This is a genomic window from Plantactinospora sp. WMMB782, from assembly GCF_049179135.1.
Classification (GTDB): domain Bacteria; phylum Actinomycetota; class Actinomycetes; order Mycobacteriales; family Micromonosporaceae; genus Plantactinospora.
Genome location: NZ_JBMHMC010000007.1, coordinates 5,990,150 through 6,004,548 on the forward strand (window position 1 = coordinate 5,990,150; position 14,399 = coordinate 6,004,548).

10 protein-coding genes are annotated in these 14,399 nt (G+C 72.2%); 8 read left to right on the plus strand and 2 right to left on the minus strand.

Features of this window, described 5'->3' with window-relative positions:
* The first annotated feature begins 176 nt into the window (after positions 1-176).
* Genes ACN28A_RS28755 through ACN28A_RS28775 form a run of 5 tightly spaced genes read left to right on the plus strand, consistent with a single transcriptional unit; the run spans position 177 to position 7,622 of the window.
* Positions 177-680 (plus strand): hypothetical protein, encoded by a 504-nt coding sequence (locus ACN28A_RS28755; RefSeq protein WP_421400286.1) that lies wholly within the window; start codon positions 177-179, stop codon positions 678-680.
* Positions 680-2,119: a hypothetical protein gene (locus ACN28A_RS28760; protein ID WP_421400288.1), complete on the plus strand. Its 1,440-nt coding sequence runs from the start codon at positions 680-682 to the stop codon at positions 2,117-2,119. Before ACN28A_RS28755 ends, ACN28A_RS28760 begins: the two co-directional genes overlap by 1 nt.
* Positions 2,116-3,606: a VWA domain-containing protein gene (locus tag ACN28A_RS28765; protein ID WP_421400290.1), complete on the plus strand. Its 1,491-nt coding sequence runs from the start codon at positions 2,116-2,118 to the stop codon at positions 3,604-3,606. Before ACN28A_RS28760 ends, ACN28A_RS28765 begins: the two co-directional genes overlap by 4 nt.
* 12 nt (positions 3,607-3,618) lie before the next feature.
* Positions 3,619-4,731 (plus strand): ATP-binding protein, encoded by a 1,113-nt coding sequence (locus ACN28A_RS28770; protein ID WP_421400292.1) that lies wholly within the window; start codon positions 3,619-3,621, stop codon positions 4,729-4,731.
* A complete protein-coding gene (locus tag ACN28A_RS28775; protein ID WP_421400294.1) occupies positions 4,728-7,622 on the plus strand; it encodes a DUF5682 family protein in 2,895 nt (964 codons plus the stop codon). Before ACN28A_RS28770 ends, ACN28A_RS28775 begins: the two co-directional genes overlap by 4 nt.
* A gap of 184 nt (positions 7,623-7,806) precedes the next feature.
* On the opposite strand, the gene ACN28A_RS28780 is transcribed toward ACN28A_RS28775, so the two are convergent.
* A complete protein-coding gene (locus ACN28A_RS28780; protein ID WP_421400296.1) occupies positions 7,807-8,568 on the minus strand; it encodes a PIG-L deacetylase family protein in 762 nt (253 codons plus the stop codon).
* 157 nt (positions 8,569-8,725) lie between these two features.
* Between ACN28A_RS28780 and ACN28A_RS28785 the strand changes: the two genes are divergently transcribed.
* Both ACN28A_RS28785 and ACN28A_RS28790 read left to right on the plus strand, forming a co-directional pair.
* Positions 8,726-9,559, plus strand: a complete 834-nt coding sequence (locus tag ACN28A_RS28785) for a helix-turn-helix domain-containing protein (protein WP_421400298.1) — start codon at positions 8,726-8,728, stop codon at positions 9,557-9,559.
* 86 nt (positions 9,560-9,645) lie between these two features.
* Positions 9,646-10,260 (plus strand): dihydrofolate reductase family protein, encoded by a 615-nt coding sequence (locus ACN28A_RS28790; protein WP_421400301.1) that lies wholly within the window; start codon positions 9,646-9,648, stop codon positions 10,258-10,260.
* 74 nt (positions 10,261-10,334) lie between these two features.
* Here ACN28A_RS28790 and ACN28A_RS28795 read toward each other — a convergent pair whose 3' ends face one another.
* Complete coding sequence (locus tag ACN28A_RS28795; RefSeq protein ID WP_421400303.1) at positions 10,335-11,672, minus strand: cellulose binding domain-containing protein; 1,338 nt, start codon at positions 11,670-11,672, stop codon at positions 10,335-10,337.
* Between the two features lie 229 nt (positions 11,673-11,901).
* On the opposite strand from ACN28A_RS28795, the gene ACN28A_RS28800 reads away from it, so the two are divergent.
* Positions 11,902-14,157: a DUF6351 family protein gene (locus ACN28A_RS28800; RefSeq protein WP_421400305.1), complete on the plus strand. Its 2,256-nt coding sequence runs from the start codon at positions 11,902-11,904 to the stop codon at positions 14,155-14,157.
* Positions 14,158-14,399: the final 242 nt, after the last annotated feature.

Here is a 14,399-nt window from a genome sequence, read left to right on the forward strand (position 1 = left end):
AGCCTCTCGAAGCACCGGGTCGAGAAGGCTCGCTCGGCGTGGCGGTAGCGGTCGAGAAGGCTTCCTCCGCGCAGTGGTAGCGGTCGGGAAGGCGGCTCGGAACGTCGGTCGAGGGGCTTCCCGAAGCATCGGTCGAGAAGACTTCGCGGAACAACCGGTCGGGAAGGGCGGGGGTCGTGGGAACGGTCGAGGTCGAATGGGAGCGGCGCAGCGCCGCCCGGGTGCTGCCGGCGGTGCGGCCCCGCAGGTTGGCGAAGGTCCCGTTCGTCGAGTTGGCGGACGGGCGGTTGCAGGGTGTGGTGTCGAGCGGTTCGGACGTCGAACGGGTCTACGTCTCGTCGATCGCCGCCGGCAGCCACGCCTACCACTGCAGTACCAACAACAACCGCCCGTGCGGCGGGCTGCGCGGTGCGCCCTGCAAGCACCTGCACGCCCTGCTGGACGAGGCCACCGTGCAGTACGGCGTCGAACGGGTCGCCCGCTACCTGCGGATCGACGTGGCCGACGGCGCCTCCGCCGGTGCCGACCTGGCGGCCCGGCTGACCGGCGGCCCCGAGCCGACCCCGGCGGCGGTGGTCTTCAGCCGCTTCCTGCGCCACCTGGGCTACCTCGAACTGCCGGGCAGCACCGAGCCACTGCCCGAGCTGCACTGGTTTCCGGCGACGGGGACGGCCGCCTGATGCTTCCCACCCAACTGGCCGGGCTCGGCGCGGCCGGGCCCGGGATCGACGAGGCGCTCGACCTGGTCGGCGGCTTCGACGACGGTTTCATCCACGGCTTCGCCCGGCTGGGCGAGCAGCCCCGGGCGGCGCTTACCGCGCTGGCCGACGCCCTCGCGGTGACACCGCTGGCCGACCGGGTGCGCGAGGCCGTGGAGAAGATGGTCGCCGGTTCGCTCGCCGACGAGCACCTGACCGCGCTGGCCGGCGGCCGGGCCGCGCTGCTCGGTGCCGTGCACGACGCGCTGCTGGCCCGGCTGGACGCCGCGTTCGGCCGCTCCCGGGCGGACTGGCCGGCGCCCGCACCGGCCGACCCCGCAGCCGATTCCGGACCGGCCGATCCCGGGCCGCCGGCTCCGGAGAACGTGCTGGCCGGTTGCCGGTCCTGGCTGCGCGAGCTGGCCATCGCGGGCTGGCGCGGTGTCGACCACGACCTCGTGGCCGCCTCCGCGCAGACCCTCGACGCGGCGTTGGCCGTCCCGTCGCTGCGCCGGCTGGCGGTACTCCTCGACGGCCTGGCGGCCGAGCTGCGCGGCTGTGCGCCGGTGGCGACGATGGACCGGCTCCCGGCCCGGCGTTGGGCCGACCTGTGGAGCCGCGCCCTGCTGCTCGCCCAGCCCGGCGGCTGGCCGGCCGGACCGGCTGCCGAGACCGTCTCCGGACGGCTGTTGCCGCTCGGTGCCGACGTGCACGAGCACGGCACGGCGGTCCAGCTGCAGGTGCACGCCGTGTTCGAACCGGCCGGCGGTGCTCCGCCCCGGCTGGTCCGGGCCAGCGTCTCGGCGGCGAAGGTGGAGACGATCGTCGGCCCGGCGGTCTGGCAGCTGCTGGCCGGTCACCCGGTGCTGCTCGGCGCGCTCGCCCGGCGGCAGGCCGTGGAGATCACCGACCTTCCGCTGCTGCCCGGCGGCGACCTGCGCTGGCGGGACGAGCAGGCCCGGCCGGGCGAGCCGGCCGATCCGTTCGCCACCGCCCGGCTCCGGCTGCCCGAGGCGGTCGCGCCGGCCGTCCCGCCCCTGGACCGCCATCCGGTACGCATCGCCGAGCCGGTCCTCGTCGAGGACTACTCGACGGCCACCGCCGAGGACGGCGGGCTGACCCTGGAACTCGACGGGCAGTCCCTGCCGGTCGACGTGTCCCGGCTGCCCGGCTGCACACCGCTGACCCCGCAGCTGGTGGCGAGGTCGACGGCCTGTCTCGGCCTGCTCCGCTGGGACGCCGGCCGCTGGCGGTTGCAGCCGCTCGCCGTGCGCTACACCGTGAAGCGTGCGGCGGCGGAGGCGCACACCGGCGACTGGGCGCTGGGCCCCACCGATCCCAAGGTGGTCAAGGCGGAGGCCAGGTCCGGTGACGCGGTGGGGGTGCTGCGGGAGCGGGCGGGACGGTTGCTGCGCCGATGAACGAGCGAAGTGGACAGTCGGACGAGGCGCTCCGGGCCGCCGAGAACCGCCGACAGGTGCTCTACTGGCGCCTGCTGGCCCGCCTCTTCGATCCCGACGAGCAGCCGGCGCTGGAGTCGGCGAGCGTGGCGGTCGTCGACGACCTCGGCCTGCCGGCAGCCCTGCTCGATCCGACGGTCTCGGTGGACACCGTCGTACAGCGCTTCCCCGAACTCGCCGACGAGTTGCGGGACCTGATGGCACCGCCGTCCGACGACGCGCTGCCGGGCGGCGGCGAGCAGCCCGGCGCGGCGGTGCAGCGGGTCGGTGCCGCCGAGGTACGCCGGGCGGCCCTGGTCTCGAAGCTGCTGCTGAACGTCTTCGCGACCGGCTCGGGCAATGTCACCGCCGGCCAGTTGGCCCGCTGGCAGTCCGACGCCGGCTGGTTCGAGCAGGCGCTCGGGCTGGCGCCGGGGCAGTTGCGGCACGGCCGGGCCGGTGCCGGCCGCGGGTCCGGGGTGCCGGGGCAGGGCCAGCCCGGTGCCTGCGGCCAGCCCGGTGCCGGCGGCGGGCCCGGGGTGGGGACCCGGCCCGGCGACGGGTTCGACGTCGGCACCGGTGAGCTGGCCGGCGTACTGGCCGGGTTGGAGGGGGACCTGGTCCGCCGGATGCAGTTGCGCGAGGTGCTCGGCAACAGCGCGCTGGCCCGCCAGTTGACCCCGAGCATGTCGCTGATCGAGCAACTGCTGCGGGACAAGCACAACCTCTCCGGGGTGGCGCTGGCCAACGCCAAGGCACTGATCCGGCGGTTCGTCGACGAGGTCGCCGAGGTGCTGCGTACCCAGGTGCAGCAGGCGAGCGTGGGCACCATCGACCGGTCGGTGCCGCCGAAGCGGGTCTTCCGCAACCTCGACCTGGAACGGACCATCTGGAAGAACCTCACCAACTGGAGTCCGGAGGACCAGCGGCTCTACGTCGACCGGCTCTACTACCGGCAGACCGCCCGGCGGACCACCCCGGCCCGGCTGATCGTGGTGGTCGACCAGTCCGGGTCCATGGTGGACGCGATGGTGAACTGCACCATCCTGGCCTCGATCTTCGCCGGGCTGCCCAAGGTCGACGTGCACCTGGTGGCGTACGACACCCGGGCGCTGGACCTGACACCGTGGGTGCACGACCCGTTCGAGGTGCTGCTGCGCACCAGGCTCGGCGGCGGTACGGACGGCACGGCGGCGCTCACCCTGGTCCGGCCGAAGATCGCCGAACCGCGTAACACCGTCGTCGTCTGGATCTCCGACTACTACGAGTCGAATCCCCAGGGCGTCTTCGAGGGCCTGGCGACGGCGCATCGCAGCGGAGTACGCGTGATCCCGGTCGGCTCGGTCGGCAGCGGCGGCCAGCAGAGCGTCAACCCGTGGTTCCGGCAGCGGTTCAAGGACCTCGGCACCCCGGTCCTCTCCGGTCACATCCGCAAGCTCGTCTTCGAACTCAAGAACTTCCTCAGCTAGGAGACCCACCGAATGACCGACATGTTGCGTGCCCCCGCCGAGGTGAAGTACGCCGAGGAACTCGACTGGCTGGAATCGGTCGACGACGGCCCCAGGCCGTTCTCCTGGCGGCTCAGCCCGCGGATGGTCCGGATCTTCGTGCTGGGCTCCGAGCGGGCCGACGGACTGGACCGGGAGATCCCGCAGAAGTGGTTCGGCGACCGGAGTTTCGTCGAGCGCAGCATCGTGACCCTGGCCTCGGACCGGGGCCTGCTGCTGATCGGGGACCCCGGCACCGGCAAGAGCTGGCTCGCCGAGCTGCTCGCCGCCGCGATCTGCCGCAACTCGACGCTCGTGGTGCAGGGCACCGCCGGCACCACCGAGGACCACATCAAGTACTCCTGGAACGTCTCGATGGTGATCGCCCGGGGCCAGTCCCGGGACTCGATGATCCCGTCGCCGATCATGACCGCCATGGAGCAGGGGATGGTCGGCAGGTTCGAGGAGCTGACCCGGGCGACGAGCGACGTACAGGACGCGCTGATCTCGATCCTCTCCGAGAAGTACGTCTCCATCCCGGAGCTGGACGACGACAACATCGTCTTCGCCCAGCCCGGATTCTCGATCATCGCGACCGCCAACAGCCGGGACCGGGGCGTGAACGACCTCTCCTCGGCACTCAAGCGGCGGTTCAACTTCGTCCGCATCCCGGTGGTGACGAACAAGCGCAGCGAGGCGGAGATCGTCCGGTTCCGCACCACCGAACTGCTGCGCCGGCACCGGATCGAGCTGGACGTGCCGCCGACGCTGCTCGACATCCTGTTGCAGAGCTTCGCCGACCTGCGGGCGGCGGCGGCCTCGGCCGGCAGCGACGACGAGAAGCTGGAGTCGGCGCTCTCCACCGCCGAACAGATCGGTGTGCTGGAGGACGCGATCCTGCACAGCCACTTCTTCGGCGACCGCACCCTGCGGGCCGGCACGCTGGCCGGTTCGCTCGTCGGCTCGCTGGCCCGGCGCGCGCCCGAGGACCTGGCGATCCTCAACAAATACCTGCACGGCGTGGTCGAGCCGCGCAGCAAGTCCGACGGCGGATCGTGGCCGGAGTTCCTCGAGGGCGGTCGTGAGGCGATCGCCACGCTGTCATGAGTGCCGGAGCCGAGACCGTCCAGCGTTCGGCGGGCACCTTCGCCCCACTGCGCGAGCAGCTGCGGTCGGCGGCGAGCGCGTTCGCCGGCGGGCCGGACGCGCTGGCCGACATCCTCGGCGGGATCGTCGACGACGTCGACCGGGCGCTGGGGGAGGAGTTGGAGATCTTCCCGGTCTGCCACCACTCGCCCGCCTCCGCGCTGGCGATGGCGCGCAGGCTGCGGGAGAAGCAGCCCACCGTCATCTACCTGGAGCTGTGCGAGGACCTGCGCCCGCTGCTGGAGGAGCTGCGCAACTGCCGGCTGCCGGTGGCGTTGCAGGCGTTCGCCTCCGACCTCGACGGGTTTCCGCCGGCCTGGGCACCGTTGAACATCGTCGCCCCGATCAGCGAGGCGTCGGCGGAATACCAGGCCATCGCGTACGCGCTGGAGACCCCCGGCGTCGAACTGGTTCTGGTGGACCGCTCGGCGGACCACGTCTTCCAGTGGCAGACGACCGAGGCGTCCGACCCCGACGCCGGGCCGTCCTCCGGCGGCACCGACGACTCCCCGGACGACGCCGGAACGCAGCCGGTGGAGGAGGCGGCGCTGCACGGCGAGGCGGTCGGGATCGGCATCGGCGACCTGCGCCCCCGGTTCGCCGAACTCCGCGCCCACCTGCTGCACCACGGCAGGGTGCGGCACTGGTCGGAGTGGTGGGACCAGTACGTCGAGCAGCCGCTGGCCGACGCCGACTACGACACGTACCGGCAGGTCATGGTGCTGGTCGGCAGCCTGTTCCGGCGGTTGCGCCCGCCGGCCGGAGCCGACGACGGCGACCGGGATTCCGACCGGGAGCGCTACATGTGGACCCGGATGCGGCAGCACCTGGCCGCCTCCGGCATCGACAGGTCCCGCTGCCTCTACGTCTGCGGTGCCTTCCACGCCGCCAGCCCGGTCGCCGAGTTCGGCACCGCCCCCGGCACGCCCGACTGGGAGATCAGTCCGCGCACCGGCACCCGCTGGCTCTACGGGCTCATCCCGTCCAGCCACTCGGCGATCGAGCGGCAGTTCGACCTCGCTCCCGGCTCGGTGTCGATCGCCCGGGCCGGCTGGGCGAAGGCGGTCGGCAGAGGCGGTGTCCGGCCGTACCGGTTGACCGGGGAGGCGGCCGGGGGCCGCAGGCAGGGCAGGCCGAAGAAGCAGCCGGCCCCGGTGGCGGCACCGACGCCGACCGCCGACCGGCTCACCGGGTTCCTGTCCCGGCCGCCGGTGCTGGACGAGGTCGACGAGGCGGAGCTGCTCGGCTGGTGCGTCGACATCGTGCGGTTGGCCCGGCGCAACGGCTACCTGGCCAGCACCGCCGACGCGATCGCGGTCTTCGAGACCTCGATCCTGCTGGCCGGCATCCGCAACCGGGCCCGGCCCACCCCGTACGACTTCGCCGACGCGGCCGTCACCTGCATCGAGAAGGACGTCGTACCCGGTCGCCGGGACGTACGGCGGCTCTGCGACATCCTGCTCGGCGGTGACCGGATCGGCCAGGTCGGCTACGACGCCCTGCCGCCGCTGGCCCGGGACGTCTTCGACCGGCTCGCGCCGCTGGGGCTCGCCCTGGACGCGCGTACCGTCCAGCGGGCCCTGCTGGACCTGACCGCCCAGCCGGAGCTGGTGCCCTGCTCGGACCTGCTCTGGGTGCTGCACCGGCTGCTGCCGGACGGCATCGTCCGGCCGATCATGGGGGAGCGGCGGCTCGGCGAGCGCTCCATCCAGGAGAGCTGGGATCTCGGCCTGGGTCGGCACCAGCGTGCGGTGATCGAGTTGGGCTACCAGGGCATCACCGTCGAGCAGGTGCTGGAGAAGCGGCTGCGCCGGGCCGTCTGGGCGCCGGACGCCACCGCCGCGGTCGCGCTCGCGGCGGTGGAGGATGCCGTCAGGTTCCTGCCCAGCCGGCGGTTCGTCGACGAACTGGGCGGGCGGGCGGTCGAACTGCTCTCCGCCGAGCGCACCGTGGACGACGCACCCGAGGTGCTGCGCCGGATCCGCCGGCTGCTGACGCACTACCGGAACAGCGAGCCGGAGCTGCCGGCCTGGTGCGGCTCCTTCGTAACCACCGGGTACGCGCACTACTGCACCCTGCTGCCGACGGCGTTCGTCGAGGAGGAGACCGGCGTACGGCAGGTCGCCGCGATGCTCGGCTTCCTCTTCTCGATGGAGAGTCTCGCGCTCTCCCTCGGCTGCGACCGTGCCCAACTGGAGCTGGCGGTGCGGCAGTCGCACCCGGAGGCCCCGGCGAAGGTGGCGCTGCTCTGGGCCGCCCAGTCGCACCTGGCACTGCTCACCCTGGCACAGTTGCGGGCACGCTGTGCCGAGCTGTTGACGAACCCGCTCGTCGTGTCGGCGTTTCCGCAGTATCTGAGTGGTTTCGTGCAGGCTCTGGAGGCGGTGCCGTCGCTGGCGCCGTTCGTGGTGGAGGTGATCTCGGAGGCGTTCGCCCGCCTGCCGGACCCGGTGCTGCTGCCCTGGCTGCCGAAGCTGATCTCGACGCTGCGTGCGCAGGCGCCGGATCTGGTCCCGTTGCTGGTCCGGGAGGCGGGCCGGACGTTCCCGGCCGGCCTGGCCGCGCTGGACAGTTGGACCCCGCCGTGGTCGGCCGAGGCGTCCCCGGCGGCACCGGGCGTCGGGGCGGGCGCCGCGCCGGTGTCGTCGGGGCCGGTGGTCGGGTTGCTGCGGGAGTATCCGGGCGGCTGTGACGCGGTCGCCGAACTGCTCGGCTGCGACGCCGGCTGGCAACCACTCGGGGCGCCGGCGGCCGGGTCACCGACGGGCGGGGCGGCGTCGCTGCTGAGCGCGCATCCGACGGTCGCCTCCGCCCTCGCCGACCTGCTGGTGGAAACGACCGGCACGCGGTGAACCGGACCAGCCGGCGGCCGTTCCGGCGTCCGTCGTCGCCAGGTGTCACCCGGCCCCGCCTGTCGTCGCCAGGCGGGGCCCCGGCCGGTCTGTCGTCCCCGGCCCGGTCTGTCGTCGCCAGGCGGCTCCCGGCCCGGTCTGTCGTCGCCAGGCGTCGGTGGTCACCCGCTCCAGTGGGAGGGCGTCAGTAGAGGCTGAGGCGGAACACCTCGAATCCGGCGGCGTGTCGGACACCCAGGCGGCTGCCGGTCTGCCGGGAGAAGCCGTCGAGGAACTCCTCGGGATCGAAGTCTCCGGCGCCGAGGCCCCGGAGGTAGGCGGCGTGTGCTTCGAGCGACCGGACGCCGAGGTCGAACGTGTCGGTGGTGTCGACGCCGTGCCTCGCCAGCGGGGAACCGGCCGCCCACACCTCCCGTACGCCGCCCCACCTCTCCAGCCCGGCGTCGAGTTGCTCGCGGAACACCCAGCGGTTGCCGGCGTCCCGGGCGGCGTCGAGGGTGGCCCGGCCGGTGACGATGTGGTCGGACATGTTCAGCGCGTTGCCCTCCGCGTCCCAACTGTCCCGGAAGTTGTTGGTGATCACGATCTCCGGCTGGTACTTCCGGATCACCTGGCTGAGTTCGCGGCGCAGCGCGACACCGTACTCCAGGATGCCGTCGGGCAGGCCGAGGAAGTCGACCTGGGAGACGCCGACGATCGCCGCCGACGCGCGCTGCTCCTCCTCGCGGGCCGGCCCGGCCAGGGCCGGCTCCATCCCGTCGATCCCGGCCTCGCCGCTGGTGAGCAGCACGTAGGTGATCTCCTTGCCCTGCCGGGTCCACCGGGCGACGGCCGCGGCGGCGCCGAACTCCAGGTCGTCGGGGTGGGCGACGATGGCGAGCGCCCGCTGCCAGCTCTCGTCGACCGGCTGGAGCGGGTTGGAAACGGCTGGTGCGTCTGCGGTCATGGGACCATCTTCCCCGACGACCGCCGCCGCGCACTGCCGCCGTGCACCGTCACCGCGCCGTCGGCGGGTCGCCAGCGGCAGCCGGGTCGTACGCGAGGCGCCGACAGGGTCGAGCAGTGCTGACCGTCACGGGCCGGCAGCGGGAATACTGTTCCGGATGGAATACCTGTCCCGGGTGCCGCGACCGCCGCTGGACCAGCTGGTCGACGACTTCTACTACCTGGAGGGACCCGCGCCGTATCCACGGTTGAAGCTTCCGCCGATGCCCTCGGCGGTCCTGATCCTCAACCTCGGAGACCGCTTCGTGATCGACACGTCAGGAACCCGGCCGGCGGAGTTCGCCGACGGGTGCCTACTGACCACGGGCACCCGGCACTTCGAGTTCGGTTACCCGCCGGTCACCCGTTCGGTCGGTGTGCACTTCAAGCCGTGGGGTTGGGCGCCGTTCGTCGGGATACCGGGCGCGGAGGTCTGCGACCTGCAACTGACCGTGCAGCAGGTGTGGGGACGGTACGGCGACGAACTGCGCGACCGGCTCGACGCGGCGGCCACCCCGGAGCGGATGCTCGGGCTGCTCGAGGCGGAACTGCGGCGCCGTTTCGTGGACGTGCCGGGCCTGGAACTGGTGCGGCAGGTGAGCGGAAGGATCGCCGCCGCGTCGGGCGCGGTGTCGATCGGCCCGCTCTGCGCCGACGCCGGCGTGAGCAGCACCCACCTCGCCGACCGGTTCAAGCGGATCGTCGGCATCACTCCGAAGCGGCTCGCCCGCACCTACCGGTTCGCCAGGGTGGTGCGCAGCCTCGACGCCGCCGCGACGGTCGACTGGGGGGCGCTGGCGTGCCGTGCCGGCTACTTCGACCAGTCGCACTTCGTCAAGGACTTCCGGACCTTCACCGGATGTACCCCGACGGCCTACCTCGCGCTGCGGCGGCGGTTCCTCGTCGAGCATCCCGGTAACGCTCTCGACGTCGGGCCGCTGCCGGCCGGCTGAAGTCCCGGGCCGGCCGCTTGATTTCCTACAAGCGTCCGTGCCGGCACCTGCCGCAGAATCGGCACCTTCCGACCCGAGGAGCTGCTATGAGCAAGGTGATCATGGGTTGTGCCGCCGTGTCGGTCGACGGTTTCATCGCCGACGAGAGCGACGACGTCGGCCCGCTGTTCGAGTGGGCGAGCAACGGCGACGTGGAGTGGACCTGGAGCGGCGAGCCGGAGGAGCATCCGCTGCGCAGCACCCGCCCCTCGTCGGAGTTCGTCAGGGCCGTCTACCCGCGCATCGGCTGTGTGGTGATCGGCCGCCGGCTCTTCGACATCACCGACGGCTGGGGCGGGGTACCGGCCGCGGGGGAGCACGTCTTCGTCGTCACGCACGAGCCGCCGACAAGCTGGAGGCATGCCGGGACCGCCCCGTTCACCTTCGTGACCGACGGGGTCGAGTCGGCGATCGAGCGGGCCCGGGCGTTCGCCGGCGAGGACCGGATCGTCGACCTCGCCGCCGGCCAGGTCGGCGGCCAGGCGCTCCGGCTCGGTCTGGTCGACCAGGTCGTGATGAACGTCGTTCCCGTGGTGTTCGGATCAGGGCGGCCCTTCTTCGGCGCGATGGGCGCCGGGGACGCGGTCCGGCTCGACAATCCCGTCCGGGTCGTCCAGGGCGACCGGGTGACACACCTGCTCTACGACGTGCCCCGCCCGTAGGCGTGATGTCCGGCCGTCCCGGATTCCGGCTGGGGTGGAGCCCGGCTCGACTCCACCCCAGCCGCTCGCCGGAATCAGGCGAGGGTGCAGGCTGCGCCGTTCAGGGTGAACGAACTCGGCCTGGCGGTGTTACCGGTGTGGGTGGCCTGGAATCCGATGCTCACCGAGGCGTTCGGTGCGATGGCGGCGTTGTAGGAGACGTTCCTCGCCGTCACCTGCCCGGAGGACGGCGAGTAGCTGGCGTTCCAGCCCGAGGTGATGCTCTGGCCGCCCGGCAGGGTGAAGACCAGGGACCAGCCGTTGACCGCGCTCGTACCGGTGTTGGTGATGGTGATGCTCTCGGTCAGGCCGGTGTTCCACGCGTTGACGGTGCTGGTGACCCGGCACGCGCCGGAGGACGGCGGCGGTGTGGTCGGTCCCGGCGTCGTCGGTCCCGGTGTCGGCGTGGTGGGGCCCGGCGTCGGGTTGGTCGGACCGGGCGTCGGGTTGCTCTGGAACTGTGTGAAGAAGGTCCACGTCTCCTGCGGGAGCCAGTACGTGTTGGTGCCGGAGTCCTGCGGGGTGGGGGTGTGGCCGCCGTCGAAGGCGTACCAGACGACCGGGTGTCCGGCCGAGCAACCCGAGTAGTGGAACTCGGTGTGCCTGCCACTGCCCTGGGCCGGCTCGGGCGGGCTCGCCGGGGTGCAGCCGTTGTTCGCGACGAACCTGTCGCGCATCGACCGCGCACCGGAGATGCCGAGTACGTTGTCACCGAGGCCGTGCGCCTGCAGGTAGGCGATGGGCTGGTTGCCACCGTTGCAGCCGCTGATCACCCCACCGGAGTAGATGGCGACCGCCCGGAAGACGTTCGGCCGGGCACAGGCCAGCGCGTAGCTCATGCCGCCGCCGTAGCTGAACCCCAGCGAGAACAGCTGCTCGGTGTCGACGCAGAGAGCGTTGCTTATCGTCTGGATCATGTTGTCGGTGAAGGTGACGTCCTCACCGCCGGAGTTGGCCCAGCCGGCGTTGAGGCCCTCGGGCGCGACGAAGATCGTGCTGTTGTTCGACAGCGGCAGCAGCCCGTAGTAGTTCCCGCTGACCACCGAGTTGGCGTTGCCGTTGAGCCAGTGGAAGCCGAAGACCAGCCGGTAGGGGCGGTTGTTGTCGTAGTTGTCGGGACGCCTCAGCACGAAGGTGCGGGTCTTCCCACCGCTCTGGATCGAGTGTGTGCCGTTGCCCAGTGTCGGCGCCTTACCGCATCCCGCGCTCGCGGCCAGGACGCCGACGCCGGCCCCCGAGGCGGTTGTCCGTGCGTCCGACGACGGGGCCGCGCCGGACGGCAGCGCGGTCGCCACCAGCATCGCGCCCATGGCGGCCGCGGCGCCGGTCAGCACCAGGATCGTCGGGCGACGTCTGTGACCTGCTCTCCTCATCACAAGCACCTCAATAAATCGATGGTAGTCACTGCAAATGTAGAAGAATCCGTGACGACCGTCAATGGAATGTCTAACGACTGCGATCGCACCGCCATCCGACCTGGAGCCGTGCCGCGTCCCGACCCGGAGCCGTACCGCGTTCCGACCTCGACAAGCGAGTGATCCTCGTGACATCGTCGATGCTCGGCACCGGCCGGGGCTGGTGCGGGAGAAGACGGAGCGACCGATGTCTCTGCCCAGGTTCCTCGCCCGCCGTACGCCTACCACAGGTCTCGCCCTGAGCGTCGTGCTCGTCCTCGGCACGGCGGCACCGGCGGCGGCCGGGCCTGGCGCGACCGGGCAGCGGCTCGGCATCGAGGTGCTCTCCAGCCGGCCCGACCAGGTCAGCGGCGGGGACGCGCTGATCCGGGTGACGCTTACCGGCCGGATCGACCCGCGCTCGGTCCGGGTCACCCGCGACGGCACCGACGTCACCCGGGCGTTCCGGGTCGACGGCCGGTCGCTGCGGGGTGTGGTCGACGGGCTCCGGACCGGGAACAACCTGCTCCGGGCGAGCGCCCGCCGGGCCCGCGCCGCGACCCTCGTCGTCCGCGACCACGGCTCGGGCCCGATCTTCTCCGGGCCGCGGCAGTACCCGTTCCTCTGCCGTACCCAGCAGAACGGCCTCGGCGCCCCCCTGGTGGACAACCAGGACGGGCAGGGGATGCGGGTGCCCGGCCCGGACGGCGCGGTCGTCGGCTGGAGCCGGGACTGTGCCGCCCCGACCGTCACCGACCGGCTCTACCGGGCCGCCGACGGCAGCTTCAAGCCGATGCCCGCCGACGGCACCCGCCCGGCCGACCTGACCACCACCCGCACCCTGGACGGCCGGACCGTCGACTACGTGGTACGCCGGGAACGCGGCACCCTCAACCGCTTCGTCTACTCCGTCGCCGTCATGGAGGGGCACTGGAACCGGCGGGCCGTCTACCGCTTCGACGGCGGGGTGGCGATCGGCCACGACCAGGGGCGGCTGCCCGGCGGCCACCTCTACCACGAGGCGCTCTCGCTCGGCTACGCCGTGCTCTACTCCACCGGCACCCGGACCGCCACCCACTACAACCTGGTCCTCGGCGGCGAGACCGCGCTGATGCTCAAGGAGCACTTCGTCGAGGAGTACGGCGTCCCGCTCTACACCGTCGGGGTCGGCGGCTCCGGCGGCGGCATCCAGCAGTACGTCTACGGTCAGAACCACGGCAACCGGGTGATCGACGCGGCGATTCCGCAGTACTCGTACCCGGACATGGCCACCCAGACGATCCACGTCGGCGACTGCGAGTTGCTGGAGTACTACATGGACGTCACCGACCGGGCGAACCCGAAGTGGCGGGACTGGGAGAACCGGACCTGGCTGATCGGCATGAACGCCAGCGCGACGGTGCCGAACCCGTACCTCGGCGGTGCGCCCGGCTCCACCGAGTGCGTCGAGGGCTGGCGTGGCCTGACCCCGCTGGCGCTGAACCCGCGCTGGTTCCCCGGCGACCCGCTCTGGGCGCAGATGGACCCGCCGGGCGTGGCGGAGACGGTGCAGTGGTCACACTGGGGCGACCTGGTCAACGTCTACGGCACCGGCCCGGCCGGGTACGCCCGGTCCACCTGGGACAACGTCGGCGTGCAGTACGGGCTGTCGGCGCTGACCTCGGGCCGGATCACCCCGGCCGAGTTCCTCGACCTGAACGCCCGGGTCGGCTCGTGGCAGCCGCAGCCGGAAATGGTGCAGGAGGGCTGTCCGTTCACCCAGGCGGCCTGTGCCGACCCGGCGCAGTTCGACCCCTGGTCGTCCCGGAACATGCGACTCTCCCCGGACGGCGGGCGGACACCCGCGCCGCGTACCACGGGTGACCGGCGAGCGATCCGGGCCGCGTACGCCGCCGGAATCGTCTTCACCGGCGACATCGACATCCCGATCGTGGACTGGCGGCACTACCTCGAAGAGCAACTGGACATGCACAACGCGCACCAGTCGTTCGCGTCCCGGCAGCGGATGCGCGACCACGACCGGGACGCCGGCAACCAGGTCATCTGGTTCACCGACGCGCGGCCGGCGCAGGCGTTCGACCAGACACCCGAGGCGCTCGCGGTGATCGACGACTGGATGGCCAACCTCCGCGCCCGCCCGTGGAAGGGTGTCGCCGGCAACAGGCCGCCGCTGGCCGTGGACCGCTGCTTCAGCACCGCCGGCACCGAGATCGCCCGGGGCGAGCACGTCTGGGACGGCATCCTCGACAACCGGCCGGCCGGCGCCTGCACCCGGCGGTTCCCGCTCTACGGCACCTCCCGGACCGTCGCCGGCGGACCGATCGGGGGCGGCGTCTACGCCTGTGCCCGACAGCCGGTCCGGACGGCGATCGCCCGGGGACTCTACGGCTCGTGGCGCCCGACCGACGCCGAGCGGCGCCGCCTCGAACAGATCTTCCCCACCGGGGTCTGCGACTACCGCTGAAACGCGGCCGCCCGCCCGGCCGCCCGGAGCGGCCATGCCGAGCGGCCGTGCGGAGCGGCCGTACCGGGTGGCCGTGCGGAGCGGCCGTGCCGGGTGGTCGGGCGGAGCGGCCGTGCCGGGTGGTCGGGCACACAGTTGTGCCCGTGGGGCGGAATTCACATATCAGGGCGCTGACCCGACCGGACCGCAAGCGTTCAGTCGGTAATCCTACCAATTGACTTCGCCGTCTCGTGCTGCCGCAA